Origin of the sequence: Kocuria turfanensis (genome assembly GCF_001580365.1) — a bacterium.
GTDB lineage: Bacteria > Actinomycetota > Actinomycetes > Actinomycetales > Micrococcaceae > Kocuria > Kocuria turfanensis.
The window spans coordinates 57,292-70,885 of sequence record NZ_CP014482.1 but is presented as its reverse complement, the minus strand read 5'-3'; the positions used below and the strand labels follow the sequence as shown (position 1 = coordinate 70,885).

At 67.6% G+C, this 13,594-nt stretch carries 12 protein-coding genes; 4 read left to right on the top strand and 8 right to left on the bottom strand.

Annotated elements, in window-relative coordinates; all coding sequences use genetic code 11:
• Nucleotide 1 precedes the first annotated feature (1 nt).
• The 3 genes from AYX06_RS18195 to AYX06_RS18185 all read right to left on the bottom strand — a co-directional run bounded on the left by AYX06_RS18195 (nucleotide 2) and on the right by AYX06_RS18185 (nucleotide 2,550).
• Nucleotides 2-1,138: a tyrosine-type recombinase/integrase gene (locus AYX06_RS18195; protein ID WP_062737341.1), complete on the bottom strand. Its 1,137-nt coding sequence runs from the start codon at nucleotides 1,136-1,138 to the stop codon at nucleotides 2-4.
• Nucleotides 1,139-1,444: 306 nt separating this feature from the next.
• Nucleotides 1,445-2,146 carry an RES domain-containing protein gene (locus AYX06_RS18190; RefSeq protein WP_062737340.1) on the bottom strand — a complete coding sequence of 234 codons (702 nt, stop codon included), beginning with the start codon at nucleotides 2,144-2,146 and terminating at the stop codon, nucleotides 1,445-1,447.
• 2 nt (nucleotides 2,147-2,148) lie between these two features.
• Complete coding sequence (locus tag AYX06_RS18185) at nucleotides 2,149-2,550, bottom strand: hypothetical protein (protein WP_062737339.1); 402 nt, start codon at nucleotides 2,548-2,550, stop codon at nucleotides 2,149-2,151.
• Between the two features lie 410 nt (nucleotides 2,551-2,960).
• Here AYX06_RS18185 and AYX06_RS18180 point away from each other — a divergent pair, with 410 nt between their 5' ends.
• From AYX06_RS18180 to AYX06_RS18170, 3 genes are read left to right on the top strand one after another with little or no spacing between them, the layout of a single operon-like run.
• Nucleotides 2,961-3,197 (top strand): hypothetical protein, encoded by a 237-nt coding sequence (locus AYX06_RS18180; RefSeq protein WP_062737338.1) that lies wholly within the window; start codon nucleotides 2,961-2,963, stop codon nucleotides 3,195-3,197.
• On the top strand, nucleotides 3,194-3,763 hold the full coding sequence (locus tag AYX06_RS18175) for a TraG/TraD/VirD4 family protein (RefSeq protein WP_062737337.1): 570 nt from the start codon (nucleotides 3,194-3,196) through the stop codon (nucleotides 3,761-3,763). The genes AYX06_RS18180 and AYX06_RS18175 overlap by 4 nt, the downstream gene beginning before the upstream one ends.
• A 3-nt stretch (nucleotides 3,764-3,766) precedes the next feature.
• Complete coding sequence (locus AYX06_RS18170; protein WP_062737336.1) at nucleotides 3,767-4,174, top strand: DUF4913 domain-containing protein; 408 nt, start codon at nucleotides 3,767-3,769, stop codon at nucleotides 4,172-4,174.
• 68 nt (nucleotides 4,175-4,242) lie between these two features.
• Here AYX06_RS18170 and AYX06_RS18165 read toward each other — a convergent pair whose 3' ends face one another.
• Genes AYX06_RS18165 through AYX06_RS18155 form a run of 3 tightly spaced genes read right to left on the bottom strand, consistent with a single transcriptional unit; the run spans nucleotide 4,243 to nucleotide 6,916 of the window.
• Entirely contained in the window at nucleotides 4,243-5,013 is a 771-nt protein-coding gene (locus AYX06_RS18165; RefSeq protein ID WP_062737335.1) for a hypothetical protein, read from the bottom strand.
• A 2-nt stretch (nucleotides 5,014-5,015) separates the two neighbouring features.
• Nucleotides 5,016-6,530, bottom strand: coding sequence for a relaxase/mobilization nuclease domain-containing protein (locus AYX06_RS18160; RefSeq protein WP_062737334.1), 1,515 nt, complete (start codon nucleotides 6,528-6,530; stop codon nucleotides 5,016-5,018).
• Nucleotides 6,527-6,916, bottom strand: coding sequence for a MobC family plasmid mobilization relaxosome protein (locus AYX06_RS18155; protein WP_062737333.1), 390 nt, complete (start codon nucleotides 6,914-6,916; stop codon nucleotides 6,527-6,529). Before AYX06_RS18155 ends, AYX06_RS18160 begins: the two co-directional genes overlap by 4 nt.
• A gap of 214 nt (nucleotides 6,917-7,130) precedes the next feature.
• Here AYX06_RS18155 and AYX06_RS18150 point away from each other — a divergent pair, with 214 nt between their 5' ends.
• Nucleotides 7,131-7,460 (top strand): hypothetical protein, encoded by a 330-nt coding sequence (locus tag AYX06_RS18150; RefSeq protein ID WP_062737332.1) that lies wholly within the window; start codon nucleotides 7,131-7,133, stop codon nucleotides 7,458-7,460.
• Nucleotides 7,461-7,901: 441 nt separating this feature from the next.
• On the opposite strand, the gene AYX06_RS18140 is transcribed toward AYX06_RS18150, so the two are convergent.
• Together AYX06_RS18140 and AYX06_RS20650 are read right to left on the bottom strand one after the other, a co-directional pair.
• Nucleotides 7,902-12,935, bottom strand: a complete 5,034-nt coding sequence (locus AYX06_RS18140) for a helicase-related protein (RefSeq protein WP_232319485.1) — start codon at nucleotides 12,933-12,935, stop codon at nucleotides 7,902-7,904.
• Nucleotides 12,936-13,003: 68 nt separating this feature from the next.
• The gene (locus AYX06_RS20650; RefSeq protein WP_232319484.1) at nucleotides 13,004-13,396 is read right to left on the bottom strand and encodes a TnpV protein; all 393 of its coding nucleotides are present in this window, start codon (nucleotides 13,394-13,396) and stop codon (nucleotides 13,004-13,006) included.
• Nucleotides 13,397-13,594 lie beyond the last annotated feature (198 nt).

Here is a 13,594-nt window from a genome sequence, read left to right as displayed (position 1 = left end):
TTCAGGACTCCTTGTCGGTGTCGGTGCTCGTCGCCGCCTCCGCCATGCGGGCGATGGCCCGGTCCACGACCCGGGCCCGGTAGTCGGGGGACAGGCCGGTGTAGATGGAGGTCGTCGAGGCGTGCTCGTGGCCGACCTGCTGCTGGATGAAGAACGCGTCATAGCCGATCTCGACCAGGTGGGTGACGTAGGAGCGGCGCAGCGAGTGGAAGTCCAGGTCCTCGTCCAGGCCGGCCTCGCGCTTGACCTCGGTGAACGCCCGGCTCAGCGAATCCGCCGTGATCGCATCCTGGCCACGCTCACTGGGCCACATGCCCGTCGACCCGGCCGGGGCGTAAAGGGGACGGACGTCCTCGGCCCATTGCCGCACGCAATCAACCGCCCAGCCGAACTCCGGCACGGTCAGCACGGCCCGGCGCTTGGGCGGGGACCCGCGCATGGCCTTGCCGTGCCGGACGTAGACGATCCCGGCCCCGCCGAACTGCCTCGCCTGCGGGTTGGTGGCGAAGTCGACCAGATCCAGGCTTCGCACCTCATTGCGGCGCAGCCCCCAGGCGTAGGCGACCTTCATGATCGTGGCCGTGCGGAACGCCGGAATCCAGCCCTTGGCCCCGGCCCGACGGATGCGCAGCACCCGCTCGTCGGCGCAGTCGAAGAGGTCCTCGAGCTCATCCCGGGTGTAAGGGCGCTTGCCCGGGGCCCCGACCGTGTCCTGGGCGTGCCGGGCGGTGTTCCACTCGTGGAAGACCTGCGCGGGGTGATCACCGAACCGGTCCCAGCACTGCTCAGCCCACCCGTAGGCCGGGTCCGTGAGGTACTCCAGGAACATCCGCAGCGCGTTCTGATACCCCAGAACCGTCGAGCGGGCCGCGCCCTTGAGCGCCCGCAGCTCCAGGAAGAACTCATCCACGGTCCCCGCCGTCCACTCCCACGGGTAGCAGTCGGCGAACTGGCGAAACCGCAGCACCGTCGCCCGCCGCGCCTCGACCGTGCCAGGGGAAAGATTCCGCGCGAACTGCTGGGCCGCCCAACCATCCAACATCGCGATCCAGACCGTCTCGGCCTCGTGGAGCACGCCCGTCCCGGAGCGCAGCACGCCCGGCACCGCACCGGCCGGACCCCGCGGATCATCTCGCATAATACGCGAAACCTTCGCACGAAACGCGAAATCCGGTCAACCCCCATAGAAACCGCAGGTCAGAGCACGGCCCGTCGACCACCTTCTAAGCCTCGAGGCTTCACGCGGGGCCAACACCGCATCCAGAGACTCATCACGCTGGCTCGGTGACGGGAGAGTCGTCCTCGCTGGCGAATTCGCACATTTCGCCAACATGGCGCCTTCGACTTTACATAACGCAGATTATCGGACAACGGTCAGAGGGGAGTTCTCGCATCTAATGCAGCGACTCGTCCCACTTTGCTGGCACGGGACGCAGGTCGCGCCTTAGGACGTGGGGGCCCAGTGCAGTCCGAGCATGTCGAGGGCCTGCTGCAGTTCCGGGGTGTCCGGGTGCAGGGTGACTTCGGTCAGTCTCAACAGGTGTGAGCTGATCTGTGCGTCGTGGGGTTGTTCATAGAGGCACCACAGGTCCAGTTCGTCGCCGTGCCGGGAGGCAAACTCGATGCCGTCGATGCCTTCCTGGAGGTACAGGTGGGCGGAGACGGCCTGGGTAATGGCCCGGGCGGCGCCGTTTTTGAGCAGGCTGGCGTCGAAGTCGTCATAGCCGGCATCCAGGGCGTCTCCGATGAACCGTGGGTAGAGGGTGGCCACGGTGTCTGCCGCACCCACCTGGCAGTACCGACCGCTCAGCACCGCGGAGGCAGCGCAACGGGGCTCCAGCCACGCGGGATCCAGGGTCCCGGGGTCCGCGGTGGGGTGTTCCCGGGCGTCTTGAGGGTCTTCGTCGATCTCCGCCAGGGCCGCGGCCAGGTGTTTGTCCTTGCGGGCGAAGGCCAGGACCTCGAGCAGGCACGCCAGTAGGGACTCGCCCAGGTACAGGGTGCGGAACGTCCCGTCCGGGTCGTCCCAGCGGCCGTGGAAGCGCCCATCGGTGGCGTGCTCCCACCCGCTCCAGGCCAACGGCTCGGGTCGGTACCCGACTCTCCAAACCGGCTCCTGTGGCGCCGCAACGATGACCAGGCCCACCGCTATCTCGCCGAGGCGACGAAGGCGCGAGCAGCGGCGGTGACCTCGGCGACCGTGCGCTCCGGGTCGCCTTCACGCAGCAGTCGCGCCGGGGCGCGGTCCCCCAGCTGCGGATTCATCCCCGTGAACCAGGCCTGAACCACCCCGGGGGCTTCGCGCTCGGCCAGCAGGGCGGCGATGTAGTAGGCATCGCGCAACCGCTGCTTGACGGCCTCGGAGCCGGGCTCGCGCGTGCCCTCGACCCATTCCCGGACCGCACGGGTCTCTTTCACGCCCCCGAGATAAGCCACCAGACGCGCACCGAGGATCTCCCGCAGCGCCTCGACGACCTGCGGGATCGACCACCGCTGGGAATCACGGTGGGCTTGAAGACCGGTGCGCGGTGCCATGGGAGCGGTGGACATACCCCCATCATGCCCGCTCCCCCACCAAATCCCCAGCACAATCACATATCGAATGTCACCTCTGGCAACACCCGTTGTCCCACTTCCCGCGACCGTCGCGGCCGAGTGGGGGCCGGCGAAGTTGCGCCGTTGGGTCCTTCACCTTGGACGAGAAGCACTCGAGACGGTGCGGCCGCGGCTCTTGTCACCACGGGTCAGGCCACGATAGGAACGACAGCAGGGAAGCTCCTCGAGGAGCTTCCGGAAAGAAGAGACCACGATCCTTCCGCCCCCGACTGGCGATTCGGGTCGATCACGATGACTCCCCCCCACCGCGGTGTTCTAGCACCGAGAGATGATCCCGCCCCACGACCCGCGCTCTCCGGCGGTGAGCCGGCGTGGATCTGCCCCGCCGAGACGAAAGGCAATCGATGAACCCCAATGCCCGTAACCCCCGCACCTCCGCGCCAGAGGAAGAGAACGCCCAGGACCTATCCAACCCGGCCGCAGACATCTCGGACGGGTTAGTCGATGCGCAAACAGCTGAGAAGTTCCAGCAAGCCGTTGAGCAGCGTCTGAGCGAGCCGCCCCTTGCGGAAGCCGGCGCCGAGGAGCAGGCCACTGATGCTGACGGCGATAATCCGGTAACCATGGACAGTCCCGAGTGAGGCCCCGCGCCTCTGCCCTGACGTCCTTGTGCCGGTGGGCGAGTCTGCCCGACCTCTACAGCCACTACGGGTCTCGCGGGATCGTGGTCTCCACGTTCTTGCAGTCCTGGTCCCAGGGCGTGGACGTGTGGGGGGAGTCCGGGATGCGCAAGCTGTTCTCCACCGCCAACGTCGTCACCTACGGCGGCAACGTCAAGGAGGAGGGCTACTTGAAGATGCTTGTCGATTTGATCGGCAAGTACACCTACACCTCTGTCTCCTCCTCGAGGCAGATGGACAGCGGGTCCACCTCCCGCCAGGACGCCACCGACGACATCATGTCGGTGGCTGACCTGTCCGCCCTGCCCAAGGGCAGGGCTGTGATGTTCGGCTCCGGGGCGAGGGCCGTGCTGCTGCGCACCATTCCGATTGACCACCGCCCCTACGCGGGTGCGTCCAGGGCTTCCGAAGAGGCCCACAACCGCCCCACAGTGGACACCGTCGATCACGAGCCCTCAGCGCCGGCCGCCGAGCCAGTGGTGCCTGAGCCTGCCGGGAACCGGTGGGCGGCGCTGGTGAAGGAGTAGGTCATGGACTGGGAAGAAAAATCGTCCAGTGAGGGCAACGAGGACGTGGAGGAGCAGCCTCCTGCGGAGCTGGTCTACGCGAACGTGGTGGAGTTCGTCACCGAGATGTTGGCGCCGATGTACCGGCGTCAGCTGGACCCAGCTGGTCGCTCGAACACGTTCACCTGGTGTGCCCAGTGGTGGCGGCATGATGAAGCGGTGAGCCGTCTGACGGGGCTGTGGAGGGCGTGGGAAAACCTGCGCTTGGATCCCACTACCGGGCTGGCGGTGTGGTGGCAGAACTACGCCGACCCGACCATGCGGGTCCTCTTTGAGGAGAAGGGTCCTTTCCACGGCTGCACTCCCAGGGAGCACCGCCCCAAGGGAGTTCCACTGACTTTGGAGCCACCTCCAGAGGGCCTGTTCGACTGAACGTCACAGCGAGAGGGGCGCAACCCGTCATCACGGGTTGCGCCCCTCTCGCTGTTGCCCTCATGGCATCAGCCGAGTTCCAAGCCTCTTTCTCGTCCTGCTGGGCGCCCGGTGTTCTTGCGGGCCTTGGGGCCACGCTTGGTGGAGCGCACAGCCTCGATGGGAGGCGTGCCCTGGTCCCGGTCGGCGGCCAGGCGTGCCCGTACCCCATCGCGGCCCTCCTCGGTGCCACCAAAGGCCGCCATGAGCTTCTTGGCCAGGTTCGCCCGCCGGTCTCCGGAGTCCCAGAGTTCCTCGGCTTCGGCAGTCGAGTGGCGGGTGTCGGCGTCGTTTTGCAGATCCCCCCGGACGGCCTCTGCGGCGTTGAGGGCGGCCTCGGCGTGGTCACGTTGGGCGTCCACGGCTTCGCGGGCCGCGGTCCCCTGCTCGACGGTCTCAGTGCGCTGTTGCTGCGGGATGCGCTCTTCCAGGTAGTCCTCCACGGCCAGCCCGTAGCGGTCCTTTACCTCCGACTCGATCCGTCCTCGCGCGGTGCGGGCGACCTCGTCGTGCTGCTCCCACTGCCGGGCCAGCCCGTAGTGGGCAGCGATGTCTTCCGGCTTGGCGGACTCCCAGAAACGGTCCTGATCCACCGGGGCGAGCTCGGTGCGCATCACTGCTCGTTCGGCTTCGAACCGGTCTTCCAGCTCCCGTCGCCGCTGCTGCTGCTCCATCAGGCGTTGACGCACTTGCTCGGCGCGCTGACGGGCCATCATCTCGCCCCAGCGCCCGGCGACGGCCATCGCTGCCTGAAGGTCACGGCCGATCAAATCGTTCACGCCATCGGGTTGTGTGCTCATCTCTACAGCTCCATTCCGTAGTCCGTGCGGGGGGTGTGATCTACGTAAGGGTGCTCAACCGTGGGCCCCTGGGTCTCGCGCAGCGCACCACGGGCACGGGCGGGTCCGGCGTGGGAGGCACTGCGCTTGGGAGACCAAGGCTCGACTTCCGGTAGCGGCTCCGCCACCACCGAGAGGTGCTGCCGGAAGGTGTCCACGATCAACTGGGTCTCGCGCAGTTCTTTGTTGGCCTGATGCATGTCCTGGAACGCCCGAGTCATCCGCAGCATCTGGTTCATGATCAATGCCTGGGCCATCGGGGAGGGCGCTTTCGTGACCGCCAGCAGGAACGCCGTGGTGCCACTGGTACGCAGTGGAGCTTCCAACGGGGTGGTGATCTTCAGCCCCGACCGGTGCGCCGAGCGTGCCAGCACCCGGGCGGTGCGCCCCAGCGGCCCTTGGCCGTCCTCGGTTGCGTGGGACCAGGCTGCGTACACCCCGGAGGCTTCCCGGGCCGCGTGCGCCCACGACTGGTGATCGTCCGGGGCGATCTTGACCAGCCGCCGGCGCACCTGCCTCAACTCCCCGGCCAGCCGTCGGGCGGTCTCCTCGTCCAGGACCGCACCGGGGGCGTCTGGGTGAACGATGCGGCGGTGCCGCTTGGCCGCCATCCATTCATCCGATGCCTCCTGCGAGGAGTGCGGGGTGTCCGGCCAGCGGGTCCGCAGGGACGGGAGCGTGAGGTCCTGGGCGAGCTTGCCACCACCGAACCACAGCGGCCGCATCCCCTTCGGCGGACGCTCCGCCACGGAGTACCCGGTCACCACCGAATCAGTTCCAGCGGCGAAGCGGGGGTGCACGAGCAGGTTCGCCCGGCGCATCTGCCGCACGAACTGGGCCTCGGTTTCGGCTGCCACCGCGCACGCCCGCACGGTGCGCTCCAGCGCGAACCGGGTCGGCTCCCGAGTGCTGTCCCGGGAGATCTCACCCTGCTGCAACCACCGTTCGGAGTGGTTGCCAAGCTGGATGAGGTTGAAGTCCTTCTCAATGCTACGGGCGACCTTCTGCGCCCGCGCGTAGTCGTTGCCGTCGGCCCACTTCGTCCCGTCCTCCCGGATCGTGGAGGCCATGATGTGAATGTGGTCGTTGCCCTTGGTGGAACGCCCGTGATGCACCGCGACCCACTGGCAGCCGGCCTTGGCTCCGGCCTCGGTGAAGTCCATCTCGTCCATGAACTTTTGCGCGATGTCCGACCATTCCTGATCGGTGACCTCCCGGTCCTGGTACGGGATCGACAACGAGCAGTGCCAGATGTGCTTGGTGTCTGCATCAAACCCCAGCATCCGCCGGTTCAGGTCCACCTCGCGGGCGATCCCCACCGCGGCTTCCTCGTTGAGCTGCACATCGTCGTACCACGCCATGATGAGCGGCGAGCCGCCCACCAGGTGCGGGTCGGTGTGCTCATTGGAACGGCCCGGACCCACCAGATACTTCATCAAACCGACCGGCTTGTCACCCTTGGTGATGTTCGGGATCACGGCGCGAGCTCCTCAAGCTTCGCCAGCACTTCCTCACCGAACCGCCGAGCCTCCCGCATCGTCTCGACCGCCTCCGGCAACACCTCACCGGTGCTGTTGGCGTGCCGGGCGATCTGGTTCACATTGTTCGAAATCGTGGCCATCAGCCGGCGCATCGCCAGCAACTCGACCAACTGGTTCCGCCGCAGCTGCACCGCCACCGGATCCGCCGAACCGAACACCGCCTGCACCATCAGCGCCGACGGTGAGAGCCCGGTCTGCTGCTCCAACACCATCAACTGAGCACGCTCCGACTCCGACATGGACACCCGGACGTACTGGGTCTTGCCCTCGATCCGCTTCCGCCTCGACTTCCACACGTGGCGCGGATTCTCCTGCTCCACCACAGCACCTCCTCTCTTTACGGCCCAGCGCAGCGCCCCCACACCGGTGGGCCCCACACGACCAGTGTGCCACCGCAAAGCCCCACGGGCTAGCGGTGCATCCGTTTTATGGCACATAAAACATAGCTTTGCTCCGCTGGGTCACCACGGGTGCGAAGCGCCGGCGGAGCGGGCGCTTCCTCTGGAACGGATCGTGTGCGTCCGTTAACCTGGGGGCATGGCGAAGCTCACCGACCCCCAGCAAGCAGAAGAAGCCGCGCAGCGGCTGCTCAACGACCGGATGGACTACATCCGCCGGGCGATCACCGCACGAGGCGCTCTCGACGAGGCCCGCGAGGCACTCAAGGAGGCCGAGAAGAACGACACCGCCGCGTTCCAGGCCGCCGTGAACAACGGCGGCTGGACCGCCGACGAACTGAAAAAGATCGGGCTGGCGGCACCCGAGAAGATGCAGCGCGTACAGCGCCGGCGGAAGACCACTCAGTCCACCCCGGACGTGCAGGCCTCGTCCGCTCAGAACGGTGGCGACACCGAGCCGGAGCAGTGACAGCCAGTCGCTGGATTCTCACGACGTGTTACGGGACGCTCCTAATCCTCTCCATCGCCCTGGTGGCCCGGGGCTCGAAGATCGGATTGATCTCCGGCCTGTTCTTGGTGGTGTCCTTGCTCGTCATCTGGCGCGAAGCACACCAGGTGCGCGCGAAACGCGACCTCGACAACCGTGGCTGAGTTCCTGGCCCCGTGCCCACATGGGCACGGCAAAAGCTCCCACCGCTCCGCGGCTTTTCCCGCACACATGATGGACACGGGGACCCCATCCGACCACCCGACCACAGCCGGCAGGTCACCTCACGCACGGACCGTTCCACTTCCGTAGCCGCCGGCTGTGGACGGCTTCCTCCACGGTGGTCACCACGCAATAACGGTGCCCGCTCCCCCGATGGGGAGCGGGCACCGTCTGTCTGAGCAGACCAAGCAGAGCGAGTATTTACAGCTCCAAGCCGCCCTGCTGGGGACGCTGCTCGTCGTGCCGCCGCGCCATTTCGAGCGGACGCCCGGAGCCGTTTTCACCACGCCCGGCAGTGCTGCGACCCGCGGTAGGAGCGTCGGGGAAGTTGATGCGCATCCGTTTCTTTAACGCCTCCAGCTCCGGATCCAAAGTCGGTTGCGGCGTCTCCTCACCGCGCATCGCGCGCCCGATTCGCTCGACCTCCCACCGGGCGGCTTCCAGGGCGTCCTGGTGCTTGAACGGCACGCCCAACGCCTCCCGGGCCTCGACGGCTTCCTGCCGAGCGGAGGCCAGCCTCGCTTCGCGCTTGGTGACTTCCTCCGGCAGTGCCCGTACCTGATTCTCCAGGCGCTGGATCATCCCCACGCTCGGATTCAACGACGTCGCCCGGGTGACTTCCACGGCCACCCCGGGGGCGTCGTCGATGCGTAGCTCGACGGGGGATGCACTCAAGTCGGCCAGGTTCCCTGGGCGCTGCACCACCCGGATGTCGTGGCCACCAATGGCACCAGCGACACCGAGGTCGATCTCCCCGCCCCGGGGCGGGCGGGAGGTGGCGTGTACCCCAGCCCACCGTTGCCACGCTTCCGCCGCCTCGGCGCGCTTGTCGTAGGTGGCCCCGTCGATGGTCATCCGGAACTTCTCCCCGCCGAGCTCATCGGTGGTGCGCTCCGCCGCTGCGCGAAGCACGGGGATCTCCCGCTCCAGCGCGTCGGCGCGCGTCTGGGCGGCGTCTTTGCGGAACACCAGCGAGGACTGGTTGCGGTGCCAGGCCCGGTTCAACCGCTCCAACCGGGCGAGCTCCTGGTCGGCTTTCGACTTCTCCAGGATCAACGGGTTGCCGCTGGAGATTGCTTTCACCTCGGCGAATGACAGGGTGTTGTCCCCGACGTCCTCGATCTCACGCACGTCCAGGCGCCCGCGCATGATCTGATCGATGAACTTCGACTTCCGCTCCAGCGTCTGCCACATGAAGGTGTCGAAAGACCCCTTGGTCACCACCTGCGAGATCGCGACCTCCGGGTTCTGGTTGCCCTGCCGAATGATCCGCCCGTGCCGCTGGGCGACATCGGCCGGGCGCCACGGAGCGTCCAGATCCACCAGGTGCACCGCCCTCGCCTGGATGTTGGTCCCCACCCCCATTTTCTGGGTGGACCCGATCAGCACCGCCACCTCCCCGGTGCGCGCGGCCGAGAACAGCCGACCTTTCTCCGCATCGTTCTTGGCCTCGTGCATGAACCGGATCTTCTCCGCCGGCACCCCCCGCTCGGCTAGCTGGGCGCGCAGTTCGTCGTAGACGTTCCAAGACTCCGAGGGCGTGCCCAGGTCGCAGAACACGATCTGCAGCCCACCGCGGGTGGAGTGCTCCTCCCCCGTGGCAGGATCCAGGAACACGTCGTTCCGGTGCTCCTCGTACACCCGGGCCATTAGGTCCGCGGCGGCGCTGATCTTGGTCTCCGCCACGACCGAGCCCAGCTCGGGATCCACCAGGCGCAGGTCCAGGGCGGCTTTGCGCCCGTCGGAGCTGATCTTGAGCATGTTGTCCTCGGTTGGGGGCACCAACCGCGCCTGGATCGCCTCGGCCCGCCTCCCGATCTCCGCGATGTACGCCTCGAGTTCCGCCGAGGCCTCCACCGGGACCATGCGCGGCAGCCGCTTCCCGTCCTCCCGCGCCACCAGACCCGGGGTGGGGAGCTTGAGGTCCTCGGCGGTCTTCACGTCGGCGAAGGTGTGGAACATCTTCAGCAACTCGGGGACGTTCTGGAACTTGGCGAAGCGCTCCTTCATCTTGAAGGTGTCCCCGCCGGCCACCGAGAGTTCCATCTCGGACACCACCTGACCGAAGGTCGCCGCCCAGGTGTCGAAGTCGTGGATCCCGGCCCGCTCCAACAGCTCCGGGCCCAGGTAACGCTGCATCACGTACATCTCCGTGACTGAGTTCGCGATCGGTGTCGCGGTCGCCCCGGTCATCACCCGGTCCCCGTGCTTGGCCCTCAGGTACTCCACCTTGGAGTGCAGGTCGCTGGCGCGCTTGGACCCGTCGATCGCAGCGTCCTGAATGTTCGAGGCGGTGTCGAGGTTCTTGTACTCGTGCAGCTCATCGACCAGCAGGTAGTCGATGCCGGTCTGCTCGAAGGTGATCCCCGGATCCGTCGCCCGGTCGGACTTCTCCTTCAGCTTCTCCTCCCTCGCCTGCAGCCGGGCCTCCATCCGCTTGATCGACATGGTGTCCGCCCCACTAGCCGCGGCCCGCTCGTTGGCTGCCTCGAGCTCGGCCCGTTGGCGGCCCATCTCGGCCAGGTCGTAGGCGGCCTTGGACTCCTCGGAGAGCTCGATGCGCTCGAACGCGGTGCGGGTCATGATGATCCCGTCCCAGTCACTGGCCGCAGCCCGGGCCACGAACACCCGCCGCTTGTCTCCGGCCAGATCCTCCGAAGAGGCGGCCAGAATCTGGGCCTGGGGGTAGAGCTGCAACCACTCCCGGGAGAACTGATCGAGCATGTGATTGGGCACCACGATCACCGGTTTACGCGCCATGCCCAACCGGCGCAGCTCCATCGCACCGATCACCATCTCCGCGGTCTTGCCCGCCCCCACCTCGTGGAACAGCCCCACCGAGGGCTCCGAAAGCATCCGCGCCACCGCCGCCCGCTGATGCGGGCGAGGGGTGAAGTTCTTCACCAGCCCGGGGAAGGACAACCGCTCCCCCTCCACGGTGTAGTCGCGCAGCACGATGGAGTTGAACCGACGGTTGTACTCATCCACCAACTCCGCCGCCCGAGCAGGGTCCTCCCACACCCACTCCCCGAACCGCTCCTGCATCAGGGACGCCTTCTCCTGGGCGGCCGTGGTCTCGGTGGCGTTGACCACCCGCCGATTGCCCTCCGGATCCGACGGGTCCGGGTCCGTGACCTGCACCCGACGCTGCTCCAACAGGCGGGCGAAGATGTCGCCAGCGGCCATCCGCTCGGTGCCCCAGTCATTGCGGGCGGCGAACACGTGGCGCGATGCGCGCACCTCCCAGGTGGCCCCACTAATCCGGTCCACCCGGGCACTGTGGTCTCTGAGGATGTGGCGCAAGAACTGCTCATGGATCTCCGGGGACACCCACACGGCCCCGATGCGGGCCTCGATCTCATCGGCCCCCAACGGGGCCGGCAACACCGCCTCCAGGGCGGCCACGTTGGGCTGGAACCGCCCGCCGGCGGCCGCTGCGGCTCGGGCCGTGTCCAGCTTCTCGCGCACGTCCCCGGACAGGTACTCCGCCCGGGTCTCATAGACCCCGTCCTCGCCGGGCACCTCGTAGACCAGCTCCCCCAATGTCTCGCGCGCCAATTCCTCGTCGGTGCCTAGCAGCCGGGCGATGTGGGTCAGATCCACGGTCCCCACCGTGTCCAGGGTGACGGCCAGGGCCTCATCGGCTGTGTCGACACCGAGCACGGGCCGACGCGGCTGCACCTGACGCTCCGACAGCAATCCCGCCGGGGCCGCGGTACCTGCGCCCTCGTCGAAGTGCTCCAAGGCCTTCACCAACGGCCCGAACGGGTCCCCACGCAACAGGCGCACCGGCGGAGGGGTGATACGGGCCAGGATGTCCTCACCGGCATCGTTGGTGCGTCCGGTGCGCCGCTCCGTGAACCGGTTGATCGGCCCGTACCGATCCACATACGCCTCATAGTTGCCGCGCAGCTGCTCGCGCATGGCATTGAGCTCGTCGGTGTCCTCGACGTTGGCCGCCTCCAGACTCAGCACAGCCCGCCCGGCATCGCGCAACCCGAGCAGGGCCCGCAGTTCGGTCTGCTGAGTGAGCGGCACCTTCAACAGAGCGTTCACCCCTTCCACGGTGACCTGGGTGAAACCCGCCTTCCCGCGGTCGGTGATGTGCCCGATCTGCTCCTGCTCACCCGCCGGGATCAGCGCCGCGGCCTCGAGCTCCTGCTCGTCGCCGCGCTGCGCCATCCCGCGCCCGACTGAGACGGCTTGCTCGGTGATGTCGGTCAGCTGCTCACGCAGCCGGACCCCGATGGCCGCCAGGTCCTCCGCGCGCACGGTCAGGGTGGCGGCCCCGTACATGCCATTGCCGATCACCGGTTCACCGAGCACCCGCTCAGGGTGGGCGAGGAAGTAGGCGTTCATCCGCCCCTGCTGGCCACCCAGCTCCACTGGGGCGGACTCCACCCACGACAGATCCAGCGGCTCCTCCCCGGGCAGCCGGCGCCGGAAGACCAGCACGTCGGTCATCGCATCTGTCCCGGCAGCCCGCCGGTGAGCCCCGGTGGGCAGGCGCACCGCGCCCAGCAGATCGGCGATCGCAGCCATCTCCCGGCGCGCCGCGGGGTTCTGCGCGTCCAGGGTGAACGCGCTGGAGAGCACCCCGACCACCCCACCGGGGCGGGTCAGGGCCAGAGACTTGAGGATGAAGTGGTTGTGCATCGAATGCCCCGCCGCGTTGTGCCGGGGATCGTGCAAGGAATTCTTCGAGAAGGGGACGTTGCCCACCGCGGCGTCGAAGGCGCCACCGGGCATCCGGGTGTCCGCGAACGACTCCGTGCGGATGGTGGCCTCCGGGTAGATGGCCTGAGAGATCGCCGCGGTCACCGGGTCCAGTTCCACCCCGGTCATCCGCGCCCCTTCCGGGGCCAGGCCGATGAAGGTGCCGGCACCGGAGCCGGGCTCCAGCACCCGCCCACCCTCAAAACCCAGCCCCTCCAGGGCACCCCAGACCTCGGCGGCGATCGCCGGGTCGGTGTAGTGGGCGTTGATGACCGTGCGCCGTGCGGCCGCGTACTCGGCCGCATCCAGCAGCTCGCGCAACTCGGCCCGCTCGGCCTCGTACTCGGGACGGGACTCGTCGAAGATTTCCGCGACCCCACTGGCACCCCAGGACCCCCACCGGGCCAGCGTGGCGCGCTCAGCCTCGGTAGCCGCCCGCTCCTCGGCCTGCAGGGTGCGCAGCACCCGCAGGGCTGCCAGGTTGGCCCGGAACCTCGCCTGCGCCCCGGACGGGGCCAACTCGTCATGGGCACGCGGGACAAAGCGCCCCGAGGCCACAGACTCCGCAAGGTCCGCAAAAGCCTGAACTACGCCTGTTCGGTCTCCTGCCGGCGCACCTCGTCCCAGTACTCCCGGTCCTCCCGGTTCAGCTGCTGCACGATCCGCAGCCTCCGCGCCACCCCAGACTCCTCCTCGTCCTCCTCGACCGGTTCCTCCTGCACCGACGGATCCGGAGTCAGCATCTCCGCGCGCACGATCTCCTCGGCCTGCATCTTCGCCGCGTTCAATCGCCCCCACTTCTCCAGGAAGGTCTCCCCCGCTGGGTCCGGGCCGGCCAGCTCCCTCGTCAGGTCCTCCACCCTGATCGAGGCCTCCTCCCCCAGCGCCTCGAACCACGCTTGCGGGTCCGGGATCAGGGCGTACTCCGCCGGCGCGGTCGTCTTCCACGCTTCCTGCGCGAACTTGCCGTACGTGTTCATCACGAACCTCCTCGGGTTCCGGGAAGAGAAAGGCATCAATGCTCAGCTGCCCCTCGACTTGTGTCCTTCTGCGGGCTCTGGCCATGGGGGGATCTCCTGATTGCGATCGGGAATCTCCCTCACACGCTACCCAGCACCTCCACGACCATCTTCGAGAACACGCACCAGCTAACTCCTCTTTTGTTGATATGTCAACAT

What these genes read in the sequence shown, in the direction of transcription:
- AYX06_RS18195 (WP_062737341.1), bottom strand. Translation starts at nt 1,138, where the DNA reads ATGCGAGATGATCCGCGGGGTCCGGCCGGTGCGGTGCCGGGCGTGCTG.
- AYX06_RS18185 (WP_062737339.1), bottom strand. Translation starts at nt 2,550, where the DNA reads ATGTCCACCGCTCCCATGGCACCGCGCACCGGTCTTCAAGCCCACCGT.
- AYX06_RS18180 (WP_062737338.1), top strand. Translation starts at nt 2,961, where the DNA reads ATGAACCCCAATGCCCGTAACCCCCGCACCTCCGCGCCAGAGGAAGAG.
- AYX06_RS18170 (WP_062737336.1), top strand. Translation starts at nt 3,767, where the DNA reads ATGGACTGGGAAGAAAAATCGTCCAGTGAGGGCAACGAGGACGTGGAG.
- AYX06_RS18165 (WP_062737335.1), bottom strand. Translation starts at nt 5,013, where the DNA reads ATGAGCACACAACCCGATGGCGTGAACGATTTGATCGGCCGTGACCTT.
- AYX06_RS18150 (WP_062737332.1), top strand. Translation starts at nt 7,131, where the DNA reads ATGGCGAAGCTCACCGACCCCCAGCAAGCAGAAGAAGCCGCGCAGCGG.
- AYX06_RS20650 (WP_232319484.1), bottom strand. Translation starts at nt 13,396, where the DNA reads ATGAACACGTACGGCAAGTTCGCGCAGGAAGCGTGGAAGACGACCGCG.